Raw genomic sequence first — 22,343 nt, 5'->3', positions numbered from 1 at the left:
TTCATGATTAACGTGCTTGTCTGGAATGAAAATCGCCATGAACAAAAGGATGAAAAGGTAAGGACTGTTTATCCCGATGGTATTCACGGTGCCATTGCAGATTTTTTAAATGGAGAAGATTTTAAAGTGAAGACAGCAACATTGGATGAATCCGAACATGGACTCAGTGATGCTGTTTTGCAGGAAACAGACGTTTTAGTCTGGTGGGGGCATCTGGCGCATGGAGAAGTTGAGGATGCAATCGTCGAAAAAGTAAAACAAAGAGTTCTCGATGGAATGGGGCTGATTGTCCTTCATTCAGGCCATTTTTCTAAAATTTTTAAAGTGCTGATGGGAACTTCCTGTGATTTAAAGTGGAGAGAAGCTGATGAAAAGGAACGAATTTGGATTGTAGACCCGAGCCACCCGATTGCAGAAGGACTTGGAGAATATATTGAACTTGAAAAAGAAGAGATGTATGGAGAACATTTTGATATCCCTGCACCGGATGAGCTTGTAATGGTTAGCTGGTTTGAAGGCGGGGAAATTTTCCGGAGCGGCTGTACATACAGGCGGGGAAAAGGAAAAATCTTTTATTTCCGCCCGGGACATGAAACGTATCCAACCTATTATCATAAGGACGTCCAGCAGGTTATTAAAAATGCTGTTAAGTGGGCTAAGCCGGCTGATCTTCCCGTACCGGTCTATGGAAATGCGAAGCCGCTGGAGAGAATCAGTGTGAAACATGAAGGAGTGGAGAATTAGGATGAAAAAACTCAAAATCGGAATCATTGGATGCGGAAGTATTGCCAAGCATCGGCATATGCCTGAATATCATGCAAGCAGAGGAGCTGTCATTGCAGCGGTATGTGATATTAATAAAGATCGTGCAAATGTGTTTGCTGATCTTTACGAGTCGAAGGCGTACACCGATTATAGGGAATTGCTAGCTGACAAGGATATAGATGCAGTGAGTGTCTGCACACCGAATTACCTGCATGCCCCTATTTCAGTTGCAGCATTGAACGCGGGCAAGCATGTTTTATGTGAAAAGCCAATGGCCACATCTAAGGAAGAGGCGCAGGACATGATAGAGGCAGCCCGTAAAAATGGAAAGAAATTAATGATTGCTCACAATCAGCGCTTTGTTCCGTCCCATAAAAAAGCAAAGGATTTGATTGCAAGGGGTGATGCGGGAAAAATCTACAGTTTCCGAACTGCTTTTGGCCACGGCGGGCCAGAGGGGTGGAGTGCAGATGGCAAAGAAAGCTGGTTCTTCAAAAAGAATCAGGCTTTTATTGGCGCGATGGGTGACCTTGGTGTCCATAAGACCGACCTGCTGCGTTACCTGCTGGGAGAAGAGTTTGCTGAGGTTGGGGCATTTGTCGAAACGAGTGCCAAAGCCGGTGCTGATGTCGATGATACAGCAGTATGTGTTTTGAAAACGGAAAGCGGTGTGATCGGTACATTGGCTGCAAGCTGGTCTTACGTATCTAAAGAAGACAATTCAACTATTATTTATGGAGAGAAAGCTATTTTGAGGCTGGAGGATGATCCGGTGAACTCTCTTATTGTTCAGTATGCAGACGGTGAAACAGTGAAGTATGAGCTCGGCGGAATCCAGACAAATGAAGAAGGCGGGCAAAAGAGTTCAGGTGTCATTGACCACTTCATTGAAAGTATTCTAAATGAACAGGAGCCTGTGATCTCCGGTTCCGAGGGGATGAAGTCGCTCCAAGTGATTCTTGCTGCCCTGGAGTCAAGCGAAACAAAGCAGATTGTCAGAATTAATTGAGGTGCATCCATGAAGAAGCTTCGGATCGGAATTATCGGTGCTGGCGGAATTGCCCAATCCCGGCATATTCCCGTTTTATTAAAATTATCGGATAGTGCTTCCATAACAGCTATCTGCGATGTGAATGAAGAAACTGCACAGCTGGCTGCAAAGAAGTTTGGAATTAGCAGCGTTTTTACAGATTATAAAGAAGTATTCACTGAAACAGATGCAGTGGTTATTTGTACACCGAATAAGTTTCATGCTGAAATTACCGCTGCTGCGCTGGAGGCCGGGCTGCATGTTTTGTGTGAGAAGCCGATGGCCATGACAGCAGAAGAATGCAGGAAAATGATCGAGGCAAGAGACCGGTCAGGGAAGGTATTGGCCATTGCTTATCACTACCGGTTCATGAAAGAGGCACAAGCTGCAAAAAAACTGATTTCAGAAAATGAAATTGGCACTCCGTTTGCAGCCAGGGCAAGAGCGATGAGAAGAAGAAAAGTGCCGGGCTGGGGTGTTTTTACCAATAAGGAACTCCAAGGCGGCGGAAGCTTGATTGATTACGGCTGCCATTTGCTTGACCTCTCGCTTTGGCTTCTGGGAAACCCGGCGGAAACGGAGGTATCCGGTACAGCTTACAATAAATTAAGCAAAATGCCTGATCAGGTGAATCTATGGGGCAGCTTTGACCATCAATCCTTTGATGTAGATGATCATGTGACAGCTTACATAAAATTTGCGAATGGCGCTTCCCTTCTTTTTGAGACTTCCTGGTCTGCCAATATTGAAAAGGATGATGAAAGCCTCAGTCTTTCAGGGCAGCAGGGAGGGATTGATTTATTCCCATTCAGTTTGAATCAATCCAAACATGGAATGCTCCTGAATACACGTTCAGAATGGCTCCCGGGAGAAGATGACTATGCTTTAACGCAGGCACGGAACTTTATTAACAGCTGTTTGGGCAGCGAAGAATTTATGGTTAAAGCAGAAGAAGCACTCCAGACAACCAGGATTATTGATGCGATTTACAGTAGCAGCAAGCGAGAAATATATTAAAGCCAGGAGGGGATTTTGTGAAGCTCGGGGTATTTACCGTATTATTTGCTGAGAAAAATTTTGAAGATATGCTCGATTATGTGAAAGCTGCAGGACTTAAGGCTGTTGAAATCGGAACGGGAGCCTATCCCGGTAACGCTCACTGCAGCCTGCAGGAGCTTTTGGAAAGCAATGAACTCCGGGATGATTACCTGAACAAGGTTTTGTCGAGGGGGCTTGAAATCAGTGCATTCAGCTGTCATGGCAATCCGATCTCACCTGATAATGCATTTGCAGAGGAATCAGACCGTGTATTATACGACACGATTAAGTTAGCAAGCTTAATGAATGTTCCGGTTGTTAACTGTTTTTCCGGCACTGCCGGTGACGGGGAAGGGGCAAAGCACCCGAATTGGCCGGTCGCACCGTGGCCGAATGAGTATGGAGAAGTGCTGAAATGGCAATGGGAGGAGAAGCTCATTCCTTACTGGAAGAAAGCGGGACAATTTGCCAAAGACCATAATGTGAAAATCGGTCTCGAACTGCATGGCGGATTCCTTGTACACACCCCGTATACACTTTTAAAATTAAGGGAAGAAACGTGTGACGCCATTGGAGCCAATCTGGATCCAAGCCATTTATGGTGGCAGGGCATTGACCCTGTGGCAGCAATCAAAATACTGGGAAAAGAAAATGCTATTCATCATTTTCATGCAAAAGATACCTATATTGACCAGGAAAATGTGAATATGTACGGGTTAATGGATATGCAGCCGTATGGCAATGTACAGACCAGGGCGTGGACGTTCAGATCAGTCGGGTGCGGACACAGCCTGCAGGAATGGTCTGATATGATGAGCGCTTTGCGCACGTTTGGGTATGACTATGTTGTCAGCATTGAGCACGAAGATCCGCTTATGTCGATTGAAGAAGGATTTACAAGAGCAGTAAGGAACCTTAAATCCATCTTAATCGAAGAGCAGCCTTCGGAAATGTGGTGGGTATAAACAGGGAGGGGAAAAACCCTCTCTCTGTTTTTTCGACAATTTTTTCAATAAAGGGTTGACCATTTACGCTGGATTTAGTACTATTAAATAGTTGATTCGACATAATGTTTAATCATATTTGCATTAATATTTGAATATATTTTCACAAATGCTGGTGTAGTTTAGTGGTAAAACCTCAGCCACGAGCAGCACATCCATGAATCAGCTTCGAGTTGCCTCGGCGCATAGGCTTCCATGAATAAGCTTTTAGAGGAAGAGGCATGCAAGAACGGGAAAGAAGTAGTAGCTAACAATTATATACAAATGCGGGTGTAGTTTAGTGGTAAAACCTCAGCCTTCCAAGCTGATGATGAGGGTTCGATTCCCTTCACCCGCTCCATACATAGCCAACGCAGTGTTTCGTTCAAAAAGAACGAGGTATTGCGTTTTTTCATATTTTTTGGCTATTAAGAAAAAAATCGGGCGGCATCCGCAGATTCCACTCGATTTTTAATAAACTAGATTAACATCCAATTACCTTAAAAGCCGCTTCTCCACCATGCACTTGAGTGTACATGTTCATTAATGACTCTGTCATTTTTTCAGCCTTATCGGTTTCCAGAGAAGGTCGCAAATAAACAATTTGAATGGCATTTTTAGTCTGTTCCGTGACAGCTGTCCTTTCAGAGTCCACAAAAGGACTGCCAAATGGCCCTGCTGCATCTTCACTGATTATTAAATTGGCAAGCGAATTGGGTCTTCCGTTTAAGCCATTATATTCTTCGCCTTCTTTGCCTAACCTGATAGTCAGATGGCCTGAAAGCTTATCAGCATCATATATACCGATGGGTATTTGGTATTCCAGGGAAAAGAAATTGTTAATATCTATTGAGCTGTTGACCGGCTGCAGATAATTTTGTTTTTTAATTCTTCTGTACAGTGCTTCTGCAGAATGGCGGTAGCGGTTCGGATCCTTGCCTGCTGTTTTGAAAATCTGTCGCCATTCTTTGATCCCTTCAAATTCTGTAACACTCTTGTCCTCTAAGTCAAAATAAATAGATTCCTGAAATAATTGGAGTCTGCCCTTTACCATTTGAGGAGATTGTCCGACTTCGATATTCTTATATGTAATGAATCCAATTTTAAAATTGGGCAATAATTTGCACAACTCTGGAGCTATCATAATTTCCAAGCTTTCCACCTCCAAAATTACTTTAAAATAGTTTATCATAATAAGCGGTGATCAATAAATTAAAGACTTTCATATAAATTTAATTTCTCATGAAAGGAGGTCATACAATGGACTTTGCACAATTCAAGCAGGAAGTGATTGAATACAGTAACACAATTGGCATTGATAAAATCGGTTTTACGACAGCGGACACTTTTGATGAAATGAAAAATAGGCTGATTCGCCAGCAGGAGCTTCAATATCATTCAGGATTTGAAGAACCTGATATTGAGAAGAGGGTGAATCCCGCCCTGCTAATGGACAAACCCCGGTCTATTATTTCCATAGCAGTTGCTTACCCTTCCAAAATGAAGGTAAGGGTTGTCAGCAAAAGAGGTGAAAGAAGGGGAATTTTCTGCCGGGCTTCATGGGGGAAGGACTATCATCATATCCTGAGGGAACGTCTTCAAAAGCTTGAGGAATTCATTCAGTCAAGAATTCCTGAGGCGATATGCAAATCCATGGTGGATACAGGTGAGCTGGTGGATCGGGCCGTTGCACAGCGTGCCGGAATTGGCTGGAGCGGAAAAAACTGTTCCATCATCACACCGGAATTCGGATCGTATGTTTATCTTGGAGAAATGATAACAAATCTGCCTTTTGAGCCTGATAAGCCAATGGAAGACAGATGCGGAAGCTGCAATAAATGTGTTGATGTCTGCCCGACCGGAGCTTTAATTCAGGGAGGTCAGCTTGATGCACAGAAATGCATTGCATTCTTGACACAGACAAAGGGCTTTCTAGCAGAGCCATATAGAGAAAAACTGGGGAACAGGCTTTATGGGTGCGACACCTGTCAAACCGTTTGTCCTGAAAATAAAGGCAAGGATTTTCATCTGCATGATGAGATGGAGCCGGATCCGGAAGTGGCAAAGCCGCTTTTAAGGCCGCTTCTTTTTATCAGCAACCGTGAATTCAAAGAAAAATATGGCCCTGTTTCAGGTTCCTGGAGAGGGAAAAAGCCGATCCAGCGAAATGCCATCATCGCCCTGGCTCACTACAAAGATGAGACAGCGGCAGAAGACCTGGTTAAAGTAATGACAGAAGATCCGAGGCCGGTGATCCGGGGAACGGCAGCATGGGCACTCGGGAAAATAGGCGGAGAAAAATCACTGCCTGCACTAAAGCAGGCATTGCAGCTGGAGAAAGACGGAGAAGTCATCGCTGAAATTGAAAAGGGTTTAAGTTTTTTTGAACAATGATGGGGGAGGAAACTCCCTCCTTTTTTTATGGCTTTGTTTACCTTGTGACCGTAAAAACATGCGACTCATACGCAGAGAAACTGGCCAGCCAGGTAATTTTACTGTAATATGGCACGAAAAATTAAGCAAAGTCCTTTGCTTCCTCTCATATGTATTGAATAGGAGAGGAGTGAGATGCGTGAGGGACCAGCTTCATGAGCTGTTAAAGAAAAGAGTGCAGCAGTGCGTTTCCCATTCAAGAAGTTCAATTCATACATGCCCTAAGATTGAAAAAAAGAAGGAATCTCTTTCCGGCCGCTCCGGTGAGATTGTGAAGGCTCAGGCAGCCGGAAAAGTGATCAGTGTCGGCATGGAGAAGGAAGATGTGACTCCAGTTGAATATAGAGTTCACTTCAAATATTTAATTAAACAAAAAGGTGTATTTTATATGGAAGAAGAGATTGAAGAGCGGACAGCCGACTTTTATAAAGGAGTATTTGTTGAAGACCGGGAGAAAAATCCTTTTAAAGATATTATAAAGGAAGAGGCGTTTCCAGCCCGGGAACTTGAAGAGGAAGAAAGATATGAGTATGAATATGACCGCATGAAGGCAGTGCAGTATGCAGAAAAATGGTGGAACAGCTATAATCCGGCTTATAAGAAATTTGATGTGGATTGCACCAATTATATTTCCCAGTGTCTTCATACAGGCGGCGGCCCAATGAGGGGATACCCCAACCGCGGAAAAGGATGGTGGATGAGAAGCGGGAATTGGAGCTACAGCTGGACAGTAGCGAATTCAATGCGGTGGTATCTGCCCAGTTCAAATTCAGGGTTAAGAGCCGAGGAAGTCTCCAGTCCGGATCAGCTTTTAATAGGAGATGTCATTTGCTATGATTTCCAGGGAGACGGGCGCTTTGATCATACAACGATCGTGACGGGTAAAGATGCATCAGGAATGCCCCTCGTCAATGCCCATACCTATAACAGCCGAATGCGCTATTGGGCTTATGAAGATTCAACAGCCTATACACCCAATATTAAATATAAATTTTTGACTATAACCGATGACCAGTAATTTGTATGGTGATTTCAACGTGATATAATAACACATGCAGATTTAATTTAGAGGTGAAAAAAGTGGGATTGCATGTAGTATTATATCAGCCGGAAATTCCGGCCAACACAGGCAATATAGCCCGTACCTGCGCGGCTACTGATACGACATTGCATCTGATCCGGCCGCTCGGCTTTTCAACAGATGATAGAATGATGAAGCGGGCAGGCTTGGATTACTGGCAATTTGTAAAAATTGTTTATCATGATTCATTGGATGATTTCTTTAAAAGCACTGAACATGGTGAATACTTCTACTTAACGAAGGATGGCACCAAGCCATATTCCACTTTTGACTATAGCAAAGTCGAGAAGGATTATTATTTTATTTTCGGCAAGGAAACGATCGGTCTTCCCAATGATGTTATTGAAAGAAACAAAGAGCGCTTGTTAAAGGTACCAATCAACAATAATATCCGTTCGCTTAACTTATCCAACACAGCTGCCATTCTTGTCTATGAAGCACTGCGCCAGCAGGAATATTTACATTTAACATAGGAAAACACAGGGCCTGAGAGATTATCAGGCCTTTTTCTTTGGAGAAAGCTTTCTTCTCTGGGTAAAATGAAAAAGTACATATGGAAAGGATGAGATGTGATGAATGAAGTTACCAATTTGCTGATGGACCATCGTTCCGTCCGGAATTTTGAAGACAGGCCTCTGTCAAAAGAGCAGATTGAAACAATTGTACTATCTGCTCAAGCTGCTTCCACTTCAAGTTTTGTCCAGGCCTATTCAATAATCGGAGTGACAGATAAGGAAAAGAAAGCGAAACTTGCTGAAATGGCAGGCAATCAGAATTATGTAGCTGAAAATGGCCATTTTTTCGTGTTTTGTGCTGATCTGCATCGCCATGAAGTCTTGGGCCAAATGGAAAATAAAAATGTAATTCCATCAATCGAAAGCACAGAAAAGTTTATTGTGGCTGTCATTGATGCTGCATTGGCTGCGCAGAATGCTGCCATTGCTGCAGAATCGCTGGGACTTGGACTCTGCTATATTGGCGGAATAAGAAATAATCTGGAGGGAGTGGCTGAGCTATTAAAAACACCAGATCGTGTGATTCCTTTGTTTGGACTGGCTGTGGGCTACCCTTCCAAAAAGAACGACAAAAAACCGAGGCTCCCTCTTCAGCACATTTATCATGAAAATGAGTATAATCAGGATGAAACAGCATACCGCCAAGAGCTGGAAGTGTATAATAAAATCATTTCCGAGTATTATGATGAGCGTACAGGCGGCAAGCGGAAGGACACTTGGACCAGTCAAATTGCCGGCATGCTCGAAAAGCAGACACGCATGTATATGAAGGATTTTGTTCAGAAAAACAAGATGGATTTAAGGTAGGAGTATATTGAAATAAGAAAAAAGCTGCTGAATAGATCAGCAGCTTATTTTTTGCTTACGCCTGGCTTGTCATCATAGCCGGCAGTGAAAATAGCAGCAAGGAAAGCAACCATTACACCGATAATAATAATTGTACCCATGTATATGTAATCCTCCTTTAGCGGTATCTCAATAGGCAAGCATGTAAATATAAGCTTATTATAGCCCAAAAATGAATAACTGTGAATGAAAAGTATGGAGTTTTTTTTACAGTTAGAATCCTGCAGCAAAGTATTCCTAATAATTATTCCCCGTAAAAAGTACAAACCAAACTCTTAATAGTTTACGCATGTTCGATTACCGGTGCGCATAGAGTATATTAATCGTCTCTGATAATGCGACAGGGGGAGGTCCTTATGGATATTCTAAAAAAAATTGAGATGTACAGACACGAGGAAGAAAAGCTTAAATGGGAAGGGACTTTTGGAGAGTATTTAGAAATTGTTAAAGAGAAGCCATGGGTTGCCCAGTCAGCACATTCGCGGGTATATAATATGATTAAGGATGCTGGTGTCGAAGAAGTGAAGGGGCAAAAACGATATCAATTTTTCAGCAATCAGCTCTTTGGTTTAGAAGAAGCATTGGAAAGGCTGGTAGAAGAGTATTTTCATCCTGCTGCCAAACGCCTTGATGTCCGTAAAAGGATTCTTTTATTAATGGGGCCGGTCAGCGGCGGTAAATCAACATTAGTGACAATGCTAAAGAGAGGTTTGGAGCAATATTCCCACGCTGAAAGGGGCGCGGTCTATGCTATTAAGGGCTGCCCAATGCATGAAGATCCGCTTCATTTAATTCCGCATCATCTCCGCAAGGACTTTTATGATGAGTATGGAATAAGAATTGAAGGAAACCTGTCGCCATTGAATAGTATGCGTCTCGAACAGGAGTATGGCGGCCGCATAGAAGATGTTTTAATTGAACGAATCATTTTCTCAGAAGACCGCAGGGTGGGGATTGGAACTTTCAGCCCTTCCGATCCAAAATCCCAGGATATTGCTGATCTGACTGGAAGCATTGACTTTTCAACAATTGCTGAATATGGTTCTGAATCCGATCCTCGAGCCTATCGTTTCGATGGGGAGCTGAATAAAGCAAACCGAGGTATGATGGAATTCCAGGAAATGCTGAAGTGTGACGAGAAGTTTTTATGGCATTTATTGTCCCTGACTCAGGAAGGCAACTTTAAAGCCGGACGCTTCGCCCTGATTTCGGCAGATGAGCTAATTGTCGCTCACACGAATGAAACAGAGTATCGTTCATTCATTTCCAATAAAAAGAATGAAGCACTGCATTCCAGGATAATCGTTATGCCAATCCCATATAATTTAAAGGTTTCAGAGGAAGAGAAGATTTACGATAAAATGATCCGTGAGAGCGATGTTTCCAACGTGCACATTGCACCGCATACCTTGAGGGTTGCAGCGATGTTTACGATTTTAACCCGGATGAAAGATCCGAAAAAAGGCGATATAGATTTAGTTAAGAAAATGCGTTTGTATGATGGAGAGAGCGTTGAAGGCTATAACAGAGCAGATGTGGAAGAATTGAAAAAAGAACATGCAGATGAGGGCATGAGCGGGATTGACCCGCGCTATGTCATTAACAGAATCTCTTCGACAATCATCCGCAAAAATATCACAAGCATCAATGCGCTGGATGTATTGCGATCGCTTAAAGAAGGATTGGATCAGCATCCATCCATCACTCCAGAACTGAAAGAAAGATACCTGAACTTTATTTCTCTGGCCCGCAAAGAGTATGATGATATCGCCAAGAAAGAAGTCCAAAAGGCCTTTGTTTACTCTTATGAAGAATCTGCGAAAACACTTATGGAAAACTATCTTGATAATGTTGAAGCATACTGCAATAAAGCGAAGCTGCGCGACCCATTAACCGGTGAGGAAATCAGTCCGGATGAAAAGCTGATGCGCTCAATTGAAGAGCAGATCGGCATCTCCGAGAATGCGAAGAAAGCATTCAGGGAGGAAATCCTCATCCGCATCTCAGCTTACGCAAGAAAAGGCAAGCGCTTTGACTATAATTCGCATGACCGCCTGCGCGAAGCCATCCAGAAGAAGCTTTTCGCTGACCTGAAGGATGTCGTGAAAATCACAACATCTTCAAAAACGCCGGATGAGCAGCAGCTGAAGAAGGTCAACGAGGTAGTAGCACGTCTGATCGACGAACATGGCTATAACTCCACATCTGCAAACGAACTGCTCCGCTATGTGGGAAGCTTGCTGAATCGATAAAAGAAGGGCCTGGCAGAGTTACTGCCAGGCTTATTTTTGCGGTGTAATCGATAGATTTAATGAAAAATAACCCATATTAAAAAGAGGCTCCGAAAAGCCTCTTCATCAATTTTTCTCTATTTTTAATGCAAGCTCTTTCTTTTTATTCTGGCATTCCGGACAGATTGGCTTGTTATCAAGATAAACGGTCCGCTCATACAATGATAATTCACCACACCAGCTACAGCAAAGGAATTCGCTCATAAAATCCCCCCTTTAGTATAATCCTATTTATGCTTGGCCATATTTATGCTTCAGAATCAGTATAAAAGTTTAGATGAGCCCAATTAGGGGTATAAATACAGCAGAGGTGATATTCATGAAAAAGAAAGAATTAGATAAGAATTATACACCGAGAAACAGCTCAATGGCAGAAAATATTGAAGAAATGGAAAACCTGGGCAAGCAGATGGAAAATTTGCGGACCAATAAAGAATTAAAAGAGGATTATGATAAATATCCGGATCCCATTCAGAATAAAAACAAAGACAAGGACCTTCGCTAAACGCGGAGGTTTATTTTTGTTTTAAAAAAATGGGCTTGTCCAAAAGGTGCTTTGAATGTCTTATTGTCAAAATTATTTGTAAATTATTTTGTCTTCCCGCATATGATAGAGTAATAAACATTTCTTTGTATTGGTGCATTAATATCAAAATCACTGCCGGGAAATGAGTCTATGAAATGAAGGCAGACTGCTGAAATGGGGATGTTTCATCTTTTTTTGACACTCGCGATATTGTATGTTGGAAAGCTGTAATGTGTGAAATTAATTTAAAAGGAGGGGTTAACATGACGAATGTCAATAACCATCAGTTTGTGATTTCCCAAGAAGATTGGTCCCTCCATCGCAAAGGCTATGATGACCAGCAGCGTCATCAGGATAAAGTCCAGGAAGCAATCCGCAACAATTTGCCTGATTTAATAACGGAAGAAAATATTGTAATGTCGAATGGGCGGGAAGTAGTAAAGATTCCAATTCGCTCATTGGATGAATACAAAATCCGTTATAACTATGATAAAAACAAACATGTCGGCCAAGGCGATGGAGATAGCCAGATTGGAGATGTAGTGGCACGTGACGGATCCGGCAGCCAGAAAGGACCCGGAAAAGGGCAAGGGGCAGGCGACCAGGCAGGCGAGGATTATTTTGAAGCAGAAGTATCACTGATGGAAATTGAAGAAGCTTTATTTAAACAATTGGAATTGCCTAATTTAAAGAGAAAAGAGCAGGATGAAAATCTGGTAGAGGACATTGAATTTAATGATATCAGAAAGACTGGATTAATGGGTAATATTGATAAGAAACGGACCATGATGTCAGCATTCAAGCGTAACGCAATGAAGGGAAAGGCAGCGTTCCACCCAATTTATAAGGAAGATTTGAAGTTTAAGACCTGGAATGAAATTGTAAAGCCTGATTCAAAGGCTGTCGTGCTTGCGATGATGGATACGAGCGGGTCGATGGGGATATGGGAAAAGTATATGGCCAGAAGCTTTTTCTTCTGGATGACCCGATTCCTGAGAACCAAATATGAAACAGTTGAAATTGAATTTATTGCCCACCATACAGAAGCAAAGGTGGTCTCAGAAGAGGATTTTTTCTCAAAAGGGGAAAGTGGTGGAACGATTTGTTCATCTGCCTACCGAAAAGCGCTTGAGCTGATAGATGCCAAGTACGATCCGCGTAAATTTAATATTTACCCATTCCACTTCTCAGACGGTGATAACCTGACCTCTGATAATGCCCGCTGTGTGAAGCTGGTGGAAGACCTGATGAAGGTGTCCAATATGTTTGGATACGGTGAGGTCAACCAGTATAACCGCCACTCGACACTGATGTCCGCCTATAAAAATATTAAAAATGATGATTTCCGATATTATATTCTTAAGCAAAAAGCAGATGTATTCCATGCGATGAAGAGCTTCTTCAAACAGGAAGAGGATAAGAAGAAATATGCCTAAGAGAGGGAAACCTCTCTTTTTCGTTTCAGTAAAAAGCCCCCTTTTCCGGGGGGCCGATGCTATTTAAGCCTGTCCTTAGTAAGCTGTTCATCCCAATTTAGTTCAGCGCTGGTTTTCATCTCTGCTGACTTGGGTGAATCCGGTACACGACTATGATTCTCTTTGACACAGCATGTATCAGCAGATTTATCTGCCAGTGTTTTGATATCCGATTCATGGACAACCTCCCGGGCTGAAGCGCTCTCTAAATATCCTTCAGAGTTTTCGGCAGTGACCCTCTGATTGTCATGCGAGGAGTCAGGATACTTCCCATAATAGTCAGCGATTAAAACATATTTTCCGTCAAAAACCATGCTTGCGTAATGATCCAGGTCATGTTCATCGAACCGTGTACCATCTTTTTTATCGGGATCAATTCCTGAACTTGTGGCCGGATCTTCCCCCATGAAAAGAGCTTTAACTGAATCAAGAAAACGCTGATTCCCCAGCTCCTGGGATCCGACTATTCGCAAGTTCACTCCGTAATTGTCTGCAAAGCTTTCAAGATTTGCTCCATCCTTTGAGACGATCACCAGATTTTTCTTCTGATACCCATTTGACCCTGCACCTTCAATGGCGTCTTTAAGCTCTTGCTGTGTATCGTATCCGCCTATTAATATATTCTTCTTCATATTTTTCACTCCCAGTGTATTATGATATTTTTTTATTTTCCCTGAATTGCAGGCGGGGAAACTTTCTTTTACTTTTGAAGGACAGGAAGCAATAGCATATAGTCCTGAATCTTTATATGGCATAAGCCGTATATATTAATAAAATGCAAAGAATACAGTATGATAAAGATATAATTGCTGAATTGGATTGCTGCTGGAGGTGGGCAGATATGGAAATTGAGAAACTGGCTAAAAGGCTAAGGAACAGAACCCCCATCATTTTGGGGAGTGAGCGATTTTCGAAGTTCGCTATTTTGCTTCCGCTTGTTGAAATCAATAATGAGGTACATGTCCTTTTTGAAGTGCGTTCATTAAAAATGAGAAGGCAGCCTGGGGAGGTATGTTTCCCCGGCGGAAGGATAGATCCGGAAGATAGGGATGAAGAGCATACGGCCATCCGTGAAACCTCTGAGGAACTCGGTGTGGGCGAAGACAGCATCACCGATGTTTCCCCGTTGGATTACATGATTTCCTTCGGTCAAATAATTTACCCTTATGCAGGCATTATCCAAAATCCGGACAAGATTGTGCCGAACCCTGCTGAAGTAGAAGAGGTTTTTACCGTTCCCCTTTCATTCCTTAAAAAAGTAAAACCGGAAACGTATCACGTGAATTTTAAGGTAGAGCCAGAAGAAAATTTTCCTTTTGACTTGATTGCCGGAGGTGAAAATTACAATTGGCAGACTAGAAGAGCGGAAGAAGTATTTTACTATTTCCAGGATAAGGTTATCTGGGGGCTGACTGCCAGAATTCTTAAGCATTTTCTTGAGATCATAACGGAAGATTTTAATGAAAGTGAAAGCGTTTGAAGAAAATAATTTTTCAAAAAAGGTTGACGCAGTCCTTATAAATGTTTATGATTCATATAAATTGAATACTTAGAAACTTCTTATCAAGAGAGGCGGAGGGACTGACCCTAAGAAGCCTCGGCAACCAGCATTTATGCACGGTGCCAAATTCAGAGGAATACATTTTCCGAAGATAAGAAGGCGGAATGAACGGAATATAAATTCAAACCCCTTCTTGTCTGTAATGGACGGTAGGGGTTTTTTGTTTTTACGGCAGGCACTAAAAATTTTATCCAGGGGGAATGAGTAATGTCAGTGATCACGATCGGGCTATTGGGGTTTGGAACTGTTGGAAAAGGAGTGTATGAAACAATCAGAAAGCATCAGGGAAGGCTTCAGGCGATACTCGGGAAAGAAGTAAAGGTTTCCGCCATCCTGGTCAAAAATGTGAATAAACATTCTTTGCCTGATGATGAGGTGCTATTAACAGATGACTTTCAGGAGATTATTGAGCTTCCAAAGCTTGATGTCGTAATTGATGCCATTGTTGGCAGGGAACCGGGCTATACGTATTTGCGCCAGGCAATATCGAGAGGATGCCATGTCATTACAGCAAATAAAGAGATGTTTGCATTCCATGGAAGTGAGCTTGGGAGGCTTGCAAAAGAAAAGAATGTATCACTGGGATTTGAAGCAACAGTCGGCGGCGGAATCCCCATCATTCAGACCATCAGGCAGCTGCTGAATGCCAACAGAATTGAACGGATTGAAGGAATTTTAAATGGCACATCCAATTTCATTTTGACAAGTATGCGCGAGGAGAACTTATCATTTGAAGAAGCATTGAGAATCGCTCAGGAAAAAGGCTATGCAGAAGCCGATCCTAAAAATGATATCGAAGGATATGACGCCTTTTACAAAGCGGTTGTTTTGAGCGAGCTTGTATTCGGGAAAGCGCCGGCACAGGAATACTCTGTTAGAGAAGGCATTACTGATATTACGATTGAGCAAATCCGTTTGGCTGAATCGCTGGGCCTGAAATTCAAACATGCAGCATCGATTCAGAAGGAAAAAGATTCTGTCCGCTGTACAGTAAAGCCGGTTCTGACAGGTGAATCTCATCCTCTATACAGAGTAGAAGGCGTGCAGAATGCCGTTTCAATTGATGCGGATATTGTCGGGAATATCAGCCTGCAGGGTCCTGGAGCAGGTATGTTCCCGACAGCGAGTGCGATTATTGAAGATTTAATTCATGTGGGAAAAGCCGATTTTCCTTCAGCATTTGAGGAAGCTGCATCGGAAGAAACTATACCTGACCAGCCGCTCTGGGTTATATTGGGTGATGCAGAGCAAACAGAGCTGCCTGGGGGAGTTGAAATCGTCAGCGAAGTGTCAGAAAAGGCCCTGATCGTTAAGGCATCTGCAGAAGCTGTGTCATTATTAGACAGATCCGATTGGAAGGCTTATCAAGTGCTTGGAGATTATGCACATACGGCAGGGAAGTATAAGCAGGTACAGCCGGTCTAAAAAACAGAAGGGGCAAGCTTTTGAGCTGCCCCTTCTAAAGTATGTTTAGAGATGGTGTATACTAAGCCTGCTGTTTATTAAATAAAGGATTATTTAATCCGGAATACAGGTCTTTAACATGAACTGTTACTATCTTAGCGCCAATCTGGACATGGACCATATTATCAAAAACAGCTGTTACCAGGCCGTTTAATGAAACATTCGCACCAATATTTAGATCTTTGCCGGGAGATTTAACATTTTTCTTGTTTGCCATCGTAACACCATCCCATTCCATTTTATTGAAACTTATACATAGAATATTGCCTTTTTATAGTAAAATAAACGCTTTAATAAAAAAAGTCCAGTAAAATAGCTTGTTTTTTTATCGACAAATTGTTATGAAATTAGACACTTATCTAAAAACAGCTGATGGTACATCGAACTGTCTCCATAGGAAGAGGATGAAAAGAATGGAAAGCCCCCATGCGGCAGCTGGACGCTTATGATGCACCCAGAGGATGATAAACATAACAGCATTGAAAAGAATCGACCATTTTAAATTCCAGCCATTATCGTACTTTATCAAGTTAAATTTGATGTCAACAACCTCATTAACAGTATAGAGAAGGACCCAGCCTGAGATATAAAGCAGTTTCTTAATAAGCCTGCCTGCAGGGAATCTGTATAAATAGATCAAAATGGTTGCCGGATACTTTACAGCCATAATGGAAAAACTGACATGTGTGTTTGTAAGATTCACTTTCTCATCAATTCCCTGCGGGTCATAAGACCACATCGGATAAAGATCTGAGAGCAGATATAAATATAAAAAGTCCCCTAATATGTAAAAAAGCATAGTGGGATAATACATTTTCCAATTTCTCCAGTCACCCCACTTCCATAGAGCGAAGATCCACAAAAAAGCATAAAGAGCATTCATTCCATTCACCTCTTCCCGAACGCGCAGTTATTCCTATCCTATCCAATTCAAGAGAAAATAAAAAATTAATGTAATACTTTTTATCAGCAGGGTAACCTGCGCTGATGGATTAAGACAAATTAAATTAACCGGAAACCCTCATCTGTTTTTGAAGAGGTTTTCCGGTCGTTCCTTTAATATCGCTGTTATTTTCTGTTCCGTGAAACATAAGGACTATCCGCAATCCAGAATCTCCAGGGATAATCCCGGGCTTCACCTGAATTATCAATGCCGATCCGTGTTCCGCGTTTGATTTCCCCGGGAGGGATTCCTTTAGCAATCATAAGAGGAGGGATGGTAAAATGACGGCCATAATCATCTATTGTTATATCGAGAGCTTTAGTTAATTTACCGGGCCCATTAGTGAGGTTTTTAAGGTCTTCCATCTTACGTCTTTTCTTCATTAACTCAAGTCCGTCGACAGGTTCAATCCCTCTGATCAAAACAGCTTCCGGCTTTTCCTTTGGACCACTCACAACATTAACCAGGCAATGGGTATGCATCACATAAGTGTAGACAAAACCTGGTTCATTGAACATGATTTCGGTCCTTTTTGTTCTCCTGTTCCCAAAGCTGTGTGCTGCTCTGTCCTCCGGGCCCATATAAGCTTCCGTCTCGACAATATAGCCTGAGGCAATTCCTTCTTCAGTTTCTTTGATCAATAAGCAGCCCAGAAGTGCTTCAGCCAGCAGAAGCGTCGGCTGCTGGTAAAAGCTTTTTGGAAGGGGAACATACTGTTTAATTTCCTTCATAGTCAATCTCTCCATTAAGTATTTTATGAGTGCTTATAGCTTCGTGTCCTATGTTTTTACCCTGTGCTATTTTTTCATAACCATACCTGCAGTATAATAGCAAAAGGAATACAAGACAGGATGTGTGCATTAATGAATAAAAATATCGGTTTTATCGGATGCGGAAAAATGGCTCAGGCGATAATCGGGGGTATATTAAAATCAGATCTGGTGAATGCAAGGCAGATTATTGCTTCAGCGAAAACGGAGAAATCGCTTGTTAACGTTAAAAGCAGGTGGGATATACAAACGCGCTTTTCTAATAGTGAGGCAGCGGAGGGAGCGGATATACTGTTTCTGGCTATTAAGCCTGATGCTCATGCTGCGGTTATTGAAGAAATTAAAGATTGCATCCAATCACATGCCATTATCATAACGATTGCGGCCGGCATAAGTCTTTCCTTTCTGGAAAAGGCATTTGGCAGAAAAATAAAAGCTGTCCGTTCCATGCCTAATACTCCATCATTAGTGGGAGAAGGCATGAGTGTTCTTTCAGCGAATGAATCACTATCTCCTGAGGAGATGGAAGATGTAATCAGAATATTTTCTTGTATTGGAAGAGCAGCTGTTATGGAAGAAAAGATGATGGACGCAATTCCCCCTATCAGCGGTTCTTCGCCCGCTTATGCCTATATGTTCATTGAAGCATTGGCAGATGGCGGTGTAAAAGCCGGGCTGCCCCGTGATCAGTCTTATGAGCTCGCAGCACAGGCTATTTTGGGGGCAGCCAGGATGGTGCTGGAAACAGGCATGCACCCTGCGGTATTGAAGGATGAGGTCTGCACTCCGGGAGGTGCAACAATAGAAGCCGTTGCCGAACTGGAGAGAAAAGGGTTCCGTGCAGCAGTGATGAGTGCAATGGAACAATGTTTTGAAAAGACGAAGGCACTTTCCCGGAAAAATAATTAGACAAGATATCATTATCCTAGACCCGGCAATCCTATCGTGTCGGGTTTTCCAATAGTTTCAGGCACAAATATAAAGAAAAATAAGAACATTCCTCAGCGAAATGGAATATATAATAAGAAAATTTAAATTTTAATTCCGACTTGACTCATAGGAATACATGTATTATAGTAAGTCATTATAATAAGATCTCTTGGGGAGGATTCAGTCCGATGAGTACAGGACTTTTAATTTTAAACATTTTCGTAATGCTTCTGCTTTTAGGCGCTTTATTCTTTATGCAGAAAAAGCATATCTCATTCTCAAAGCGTGTGTTTACAGCGCTTGGTTTAGGGATCCTGTTTGGCTTCGCACTTCAGCTGATATATGGACCGGGTGCTGAGGTTATTGCCAAATCTGCAGACTGGTTTAATTTAGTTGGCGGAGGTTATGTCAAGTTCCTGCAAATGATCGTCATGCCGCTCGTCTTCATTTCGATTTTAGGTGCTTTTACTAAACTGAAATTAACAAATAATATTGGGAAAATAAGTGTCCTTATCCTTGGACTGCTTGTAGGCACCACCGCAGTTGCTGCTGCTGTCGGAATTGCAACAGCTGCCGGTTTTGACCTGGAGGCTGTCCAAATCAGCGGAGGCGATGCTGAGACTGCCCGCGGGCAACAGCTTGAAGAAACATATCAGGGCATTGAAGGAAGAACGTTCCCACAGCAAATGCTTGATTTGCTTCCGGCCAATCCATTCCTTGATTTTACAGGGGCAAGACCAACATCTACGATTTCTGTCGTTATCTTTGCAGCCTTTTTAGGGATTGCTTATCTTGGTGTGAGAAGGAAATCACCAGACCAGGCTGAACTCTTTGCGAAAATTGTTGATGCCTTCTATGCAATTATAATGCGTGTTGTTACAATAATTTTACGTTTAACACCATATGGAGTTTTGGCAATTATGACGAAAACAGTTGCCATGAGTGACTTTGACTCCATTTTAAATTTAGGTAAATTTGTTATTGCTTCTTATGTGGCACTTGCCATTATGTTCCTGATTCACCTGCTGCTTTTAACATTAAGCGGATTAAATCCAATCACTTATTTGAAAAAAGCATTTCCGGTATTGACCTTTGCTTTTACGTCAAGAACAAGTGCCGGTGCATTGCCTTTGAATATTAAAACGCAAAAGTCACTCGGTGTTCCTGAAGGAATTGCTAACTTTGCAGGATCTTTCGGCCTTTCCATCGGCCAAAATGGATGTGCGGGAATCTATCCGGCCATGCTGGCTGTAATGATTGCTCCTACTGTGGGCATTAACCCGCTGTCACCAGGATTTATTTTTACTCTCATTCTCATTGTAGCGATCAGCTCCTTTGGTGTGGCAGGCGTCGGCGGCGGTGCGACATTCGCAGCGATCCTGGTATTATCTGCCCTTGACATGCCTATTGCACTGGCTGGCTTGCTGATCTCAATTGAACCGCTAATTGACATGGGCCGCACAGCGCTTAATGTCAGCGGATCCATGACCTCCGGTATCTTAACAAGCCGAATCACCGGTGAAATGGATGGAAACCTTTATAATGATATGAATGAAAAAATAGAAGCAGAAGCATAAGAAAAATCGACAGGTGCCTGGCACCTGTCGATTTTTTCATTTGACGGCCTTTTTTATAACCGTTAAGGACGTCATGGCTCCCACAAAAAGTATGGTTATAAACGAGTACAGGAATTTTTCAATACCAACTATTTTTACTCCGCTTAAAATAACCAATCCATCAATTGCAAATATTAAAGCGCCGATATTAATAGGAAGGAGCTTTGTCATCAGCTGTGCAAGCAGGTCTGTGCCTCCTGTACTGGTTTCATAACGGAGCATAAGGCCGATCCCAAAACCCACCAGGCATCCCCCTAAAATGGAGCTGGGCAATATGGAAAGCTCAAAATGCCCTCGCAAAGCAGAAAGCAAATCAATAATGAAGGATGAAATCAGAAGGCCATGCAGGCTATAGAAGAAGTATTTTTTCTCATAAAACCAGGCAAGTACATATAATGGAATGCTCAGGACAATCATGCTCAATCCAGTGGGAAATTCGTAGTAATAATGGAGCATCAGCCCTATGCCAATAATGCCCCCGTCAAGTAAATGGTGGGGGACTAGGAAGCCGTTAATGCCAATGCCTAATAATAAACTTCCTATTAAAGTTACAAGCAGCTTTTCAAACATAAGCCTATCACCCTAACTTGTCCATTCTATACTTATAGAATATGAATCATCAGGGATGAAATAGAAGCGGTTCCATGCAAAAAAAGCTTGTCCGGCTTGGACAAGCTTTTGATCAGCTGGTCGCTTCCGGCTAGTGAGGCAGGAACGCAAGCTGATAAAAGAATAATACTGCAAATAAATAAACCAGGGGATGAACTTCTCTCCATTTCCCTTTTACCACTTTCATAAGCGGATAAGCGATAAACCCAAGTGCAATTCCTGTTGCAATGCTGGATGTAAGCGGCATGCTTAAGATAATCAGGAATGCAGGGAATGCTTCATCAAGTTCATTCCATTTAATATGAGAGATGCTGCCCATCATCAGGCTTCCCACGATAATCAGGGCAGGTGCAGTAATGGCAGCAAGACCTGATACCGCACTGACAAGAGGTCCGAAGAAAGCTGCAAGCAGGAACAAACCTGCAACAGTCAAGGTTGTTAATCCAGTTCTTCCGCCGACTGACACACCTGTTGAAGATTCAATATATGCAGAAGTAGGACTTGTACCAAACATGGCACCGATAGAAGTAGCGATGGAATCCGACAAAAGGGCCTCGCGTGCTCTAGGCATTGTTTTGCCTTTCATTAATCCGGCCTGCTGGGCAACGCCGATCATCGTTCCAGTCGTATCAAAAATTGTTACAAGCAGGAAGGAGAATACAACGGCGTATAAACTGTGCTGGATAACATCTCCAATTGCTTCAAATGGATTTAAAATGATGATTCCATCCGGAAGCGAAGGCAATGAAACAAATCCCTGGTCAAAAGAAAGCTGTCCTGTAAAGAAGGCAATCAGGGCAGTGATAATCATGCCGAAAAATAAAGCCCCGTTAATCCCGAGCGTCATGAGAATTAAAGTTACAGCAAGGCCGACAAGCGCAAGAATGGATTGAGGAGAATGCAAGTCTCCGAGCGCAACAAGATTTGTTGGGTGGCTTGTTATCAGCCCGGTTAAGCGCAAGCCGATAAAGGCAATAAATAACCCGATTCCGGCAGTAATTCCGTGCTTTAAATTATCCGGTATCGCAATGATCAACTTTTCCCGGAAAGGGGTAAGTGACAATATAATGAAGATAATACCAGCAATAAATACTGCTGAGAATGCAGTCATGTAATCAATATTTCCATGAGTGCCGACAACAGAGTAGGCAAAATAGGCGTTCAGGCCCATTCCAGGTGCGATGGCAATCGGATAATTGGCGAACAGTGCCATCCATAGAGTACCTGCTACAGTTGCAATAATGGTTGCGGAAAAGACTTGATCAAAAGGTACACCTGCATCAGATAAGATGACAGGGTTTACGACCACTATATAAACCATAGTTAAGAAAGTTGTGATGCCTGCCAAGACCTCGGTCTTAACGTTTGTTTGATTTTCTTTTAATTTGAACATAAAAAGTCCCCCATAAACTAAAACTTCTTTCAGGTTATATGTGTAAATGAGAAATACGAACGTTTTGAAAGCAC

At 42.4% G+C, this 22,343-nt stretch carries 22 protein-coding genes, 1 tRNA gene and 1 riboswitch; of the genes, 16 read left to right on the top strand and 7 right to left on the bottom strand.

Features of this window, described 5'->3' with window-relative positions; genetic code table 11:
- The first annotated feature begins 3 nt into the window (after positions 1-3).
- The 5 genes from NYE23_RS15020 to NYE23_RS15000 all read left to right on the top strand — a co-directional run bounded on the left by NYE23_RS15020 (position 4) and on the right by NYE23_RS15000 (position 4,177).
- On the top strand, positions 4-744 hold the full coding sequence (locus NYE23_RS15020; RefSeq protein WP_341079009.1) for a ThuA domain-containing protein: 741 nt from the start codon (positions 4-6) through the stop codon (positions 742-744).
- 1 nt (position 745) lies between these two features.
- On the top strand, positions 746-1,774 hold the full coding sequence (locus NYE23_RS15015) for a Gfo/Idh/MocA family protein (RefSeq protein WP_341079006.1): 1,029 nt from the start codon (positions 746-748) through the stop codon (positions 1,772-1,774).
- A 9-nt stretch (positions 1,775-1,783) separates the two neighbouring features.
- Positions 1,784-2,812, top strand: a complete 1,029-nt coding sequence (locus tag NYE23_RS15010; protein WP_341079003.1) for a Gfo/Idh/MocA family protein — start codon at positions 1,784-1,786, stop codon at positions 2,810-2,812.
- 17 nt (positions 2,813-2,829) lie between these two features.
- Positions 2,830-3,798: a sugar phosphate isomerase/epimerase family protein gene (locus NYE23_RS15005; protein ID WP_341079001.1), complete on the top strand. Its 969-nt coding sequence runs from the start codon at positions 2,830-2,832 to the stop codon at positions 3,796-3,798.
- A gap of 305 nt (positions 3,799-4,103) precedes the next feature.
- Positions 4,104-4,177: transfer RNA gene (locus NYE23_RS15000), tRNA-Gly, on the top strand.
- A 123-nt stretch (positions 4,178-4,300) separates the two neighbouring features.
- Here the strand turns inward: NYE23_RS15000 and NYE23_RS14995 are convergent.
- A complete protein-coding gene (locus NYE23_RS14995) occupies positions 4,301-4,969 on the bottom strand; it encodes a B3/B4 domain-containing protein (protein ID WP_341078999.1) in 669 nt (222 codons plus the stop codon).
- 107 nt (positions 4,970-5,076) lie between these two features.
- Here NYE23_RS14995 and queG point away from each other — a divergent pair, with 107 nt between their 5' ends.
- The 7 genes from queG to yhbH all read left to right on the top strand — a co-directional run bounded on the left by queG (position 5,077) and on the right by yhbH (position 12,944).
- Positions 5,077-6,210, top strand: coding sequence for a tRNA epoxyqueuosine(34) reductase QueG (gene queG / locus NYE23_RS14990; RefSeq protein ID WP_341078997.1), 1,134 nt, complete (start codon positions 5,077-5,079; stop codon positions 6,208-6,210).
- Positions 6,211-6,388: 178 nt separating this feature from the next.
- Positions 6,389-7,267, top strand: coding sequence for an amidase domain-containing protein (locus tag NYE23_RS14985; RefSeq protein ID WP_341078995.1), 879 nt, complete (start codon positions 6,389-6,391; stop codon positions 7,265-7,267).
- 62 nt (positions 7,268-7,329) lie between these two features.
- Positions 7,330-7,803: a tRNA (uridine(34)/cytosine(34)/5-carboxymethylaminomethyluridine(34)-2'-O)-methyltransferase TrmL gene (trmL, locus tag NYE23_RS14980; protein WP_341078994.1), complete on the top strand. Its 474-nt coding sequence runs from the start codon at positions 7,330-7,332 to the stop codon at positions 7,801-7,803.
- A 99-nt stretch (positions 7,804-7,902) separates the two neighbouring features.
- Positions 7,903-8,652 (top strand): oxygen-insensitive NADPH nitroreductase, encoded by a 750-nt coding sequence (gene nfsA, locus NYE23_RS14975; protein ID WP_341078993.1) that lies wholly within the window; start codon positions 7,903-7,905, stop codon positions 8,650-8,652.
- Between the two features lie 395 nt (positions 8,653-9,047).
- Positions 9,048-10,943 carry a PrkA family serine protein kinase gene (locus tag NYE23_RS14970; protein WP_048011724.1) on the top strand — a complete coding sequence of 632 codons (1,896 nt, stop codon included), beginning with the start codon at positions 9,048-9,050 and terminating at the stop codon, positions 10,941-10,943.
- A 358-nt stretch (positions 10,944-11,301) separates the two neighbouring features.
- Positions 11,302-11,487, top strand: a complete 186-nt coding sequence (locus NYE23_RS14965) for a hypothetical protein (protein WP_341078991.1) — start codon at positions 11,302-11,304, stop codon at positions 11,485-11,487.
- A 284-nt stretch (positions 11,488-11,771) separates the two neighbouring features.
- Entirely contained in the window at positions 11,772-12,944 is a 1,173-nt protein-coding gene (gene yhbH / locus NYE23_RS14960) for a sporulation protein YhbH (protein ID WP_341078990.1), read from the top strand.
- 59 nt (positions 12,945-13,003) lie between these two features.
- On the opposite strand, the gene NYE23_RS14955 is transcribed toward yhbH, so the two are convergent.
- Complete coding sequence (locus NYE23_RS14955) at positions 13,004-13,615, bottom strand: general stress protein (protein WP_341078988.1); 612 nt, start codon at positions 13,613-13,615, stop codon at positions 13,004-13,006.
- Between the two features lie 209 nt (positions 13,616-13,824).
- Between NYE23_RS14955 and NYE23_RS14950 the strand changes: the two genes are divergently transcribed.
- Both NYE23_RS14950 and NYE23_RS14945 read left to right on the top strand, forming a co-directional pair.
- Positions 13,825-14,463 carry an NUDIX hydrolase gene (locus NYE23_RS14950; protein WP_341078986.1) on the top strand — a complete coding sequence of 213 codons (639 nt, stop codon included), beginning with the start codon at positions 13,825-13,827 and terminating at the stop codon, positions 14,461-14,463.
- A gap of 77 nt (positions 14,464-14,540) precedes the next feature.
- A riboswitch (SAM riboswitch) is annotated at positions 14,541-14,642 on the top strand.
- 109 nt (positions 14,643-14,751) lie between these two features.
- Complete coding sequence (locus tag NYE23_RS14945) at positions 14,752-15,969, top strand: homoserine dehydrogenase (RefSeq protein WP_341078984.1); 1,218 nt, start codon at positions 14,752-14,754, stop codon at positions 15,967-15,969.
- Between the two features lie 61 nt (positions 15,970-16,030).
- Here the strand turns inward: NYE23_RS14945 and NYE23_RS14940 are convergent, their stop codons facing one another.
- From NYE23_RS14940 to NYE23_RS14930, 3 genes are all read right to left on the bottom strand, one after another.
- Positions 16,031-16,225, bottom strand: a complete 195-nt coding sequence (locus NYE23_RS14940) for a hypothetical protein (RefSeq protein ID WP_035326689.1) — start codon at positions 16,223-16,225, stop codon at positions 16,031-16,033.
- Between the two features lie 138 nt (positions 16,226-16,363).
- Positions 16,364-16,891, bottom strand: coding sequence for a CBO0543 family protein (locus NYE23_RS14935; protein ID WP_341078983.1), 528 nt, complete (start codon positions 16,889-16,891; stop codon positions 16,364-16,366).
- A gap of 185 nt (positions 16,892-17,076) precedes the next feature.
- Complete coding sequence (locus NYE23_RS14930; RefSeq protein WP_341078980.1) at positions 17,077-17,682, bottom strand: DNA-3-methyladenine glycosylase; 606 nt, start codon at positions 17,680-17,682, stop codon at positions 17,077-17,079.
- A gap of 132 nt (positions 17,683-17,814) precedes the next feature.
- Here NYE23_RS14930 and proC point away from each other — a divergent pair, with 132 nt between their 5' ends.
- Both proC and NYE23_RS14920 read left to right on the top strand, forming a co-directional pair.
- Positions 17,815-18,630, top strand: a complete 816-nt coding sequence (gene proC, locus NYE23_RS14925) for a pyrroline-5-carboxylate reductase (RefSeq protein WP_341078978.1) — start codon at positions 17,815-17,817, stop codon at positions 18,628-18,630.
- A 209-nt stretch (positions 18,631-18,839) separates the two neighbouring features.
- A complete protein-coding gene (locus tag NYE23_RS14920) occupies positions 18,840-20,228 on the top strand; it encodes an L-cystine transporter (protein WP_341078976.1) in 1,389 nt (462 codons plus the stop codon).
- 36 nt (positions 20,229-20,264) lie between these two features.
- On the opposite strand, the gene NYE23_RS14915 is transcribed toward NYE23_RS14920, so the two are convergent.
- Together NYE23_RS14915 and NYE23_RS14910 are read right to left on the bottom strand one after the other, a co-directional pair.
- On the bottom strand, positions 20,265-20,837 hold the full coding sequence (locus NYE23_RS14915) for a YitT family protein (protein ID WP_341078975.1): 573 nt from the start codon (positions 20,835-20,837) through the stop codon (positions 20,265-20,267).
- A 130-nt stretch (positions 20,838-20,967) separates the two neighbouring features.
- Positions 20,968-22,269, bottom strand: a complete 1,302-nt coding sequence (locus NYE23_RS14910) for an NCS2 family permease (protein ID WP_341078972.1) — start codon at positions 22,267-22,269, stop codon at positions 20,968-20,970.
- Positions 22,270-22,343 lie beyond the last annotated feature (74 nt).

The organism is Cytobacillus sp. FSL H8-0458 (genome assembly GCF_038002165.1).
Classification (GTDB): domain Bacteria; phylum Bacillota; class Bacilli; order Bacillales; family Cytobacillaceae; genus Cytobacillus.
Note: the sequence above shows the minus strand (reverse complement) of the source record. Positions and strands in the feature narration are given on the sequence as shown.

Coding starts and splice junctions, on each gene's coding strand:
- NYE23_RS15020 (WP_341079009.1), top strand. CDS start 4: ATGATTAACGTGCTTGTCTGGAATGAAAATCGCCATGAACAAAAGGAT.
- NYE23_RS15015 (WP_341079006.1), top strand. CDS start 746: ATGAAAAAACTCAAAATCGGAATCATTGGATGCGGAAGTATTGCCAAG.
- NYE23_RS15010 (WP_341079003.1), top strand. CDS start 1,784: ATGAAGAAGCTTCGGATCGGAATTATCGGTGCTGGCGGAATTGCCCAA.
- queG (WP_341078997.1), top strand. CDS start 5,077: ATGGACTTTGCACAATTCAAGCAGGAAGTGATTGAATACAGTAACACA.
- nfsA (WP_341078993.1), top strand. CDS start 7,903: ATGAATGAAGTTACCAATTTGCTGATGGACCATCGTTCCGTCCGGAAT.
- NYE23_RS14970 (WP_048011724.1), top strand. CDS start 9,048: ATGGATATTCTAAAAAAAATTGAGATGTACAGACACGAGGAAGAAAAG.
- NYE23_RS14965 (WP_341078991.1), top strand. CDS start 11,302: ATGAAAAAGAAAGAATTAGATAAGAATTATACACCGAGAAACAGCTCA.
- yhbH (WP_341078990.1), top strand. CDS start 11,772: ATGACGAATGTCAATAACCATCAGTTTGTGATTTCCCAAGAAGATTGG.
- NYE23_RS14955 (WP_341078988.1), bottom strand. CDS start 13,615: ATGAAGAAGAATATATTAATAGGCGGATACGATACACAGCAAGAGCTT.
- NYE23_RS14950 (WP_341078986.1), top strand. CDS start 13,825: ATGGAAATTGAGAAACTGGCTAAAAGGCTAAGGAACAGAACCCCCATC.
- NYE23_RS14945 (WP_341078984.1), top strand. CDS start 14,752: ATGTCAGTGATCACGATCGGGCTATTGGGGTTTGGAACTGTTGGAAAA.
- NYE23_RS14940 (WP_035326689.1), bottom strand. CDS start 16,225: ATGGCAAACAAGAAAAATGTTAAATCTCCCGGCAAAGATCTAAATATT.
- NYE23_RS14935 (WP_341078983.1), bottom strand. CDS start 16,891: ATGAATGCTCTTTATGCTTTTTTGTGGATCTTCGCTCTATGGAAGTGG.
- NYE23_RS14930 (WP_341078980.1), bottom strand. CDS start 17,682: ATGAAGGAAATTAAACAGTATGTTCCCCTTCCAAAAAGCTTTTACCAG.
- proC (WP_341078978.1), top strand. CDS start 17,815: ATGAATAAAAATATCGGTTTTATCGGATGCGGAAAAATGGCTCAGGCG.
- NYE23_RS14920 (WP_341078976.1), top strand. CDS start 18,840: ATGAGTACAGGACTTTTAATTTTAAACATTTTCGTAATGCTTCTGCTT.
- NYE23_RS14915 (WP_341078975.1), bottom strand. CDS start 20,837: ATGTTTGAAAAGCTGCTTGTAACTTTAATAGGAAGTTTATTATTAGGC.
- NYE23_RS14910 (WP_341078972.1), bottom strand. CDS start 22,269: ATGTTCAAATTAAAAGAAAATCAAACAAACGTTAAGACCGAGGTCTTG.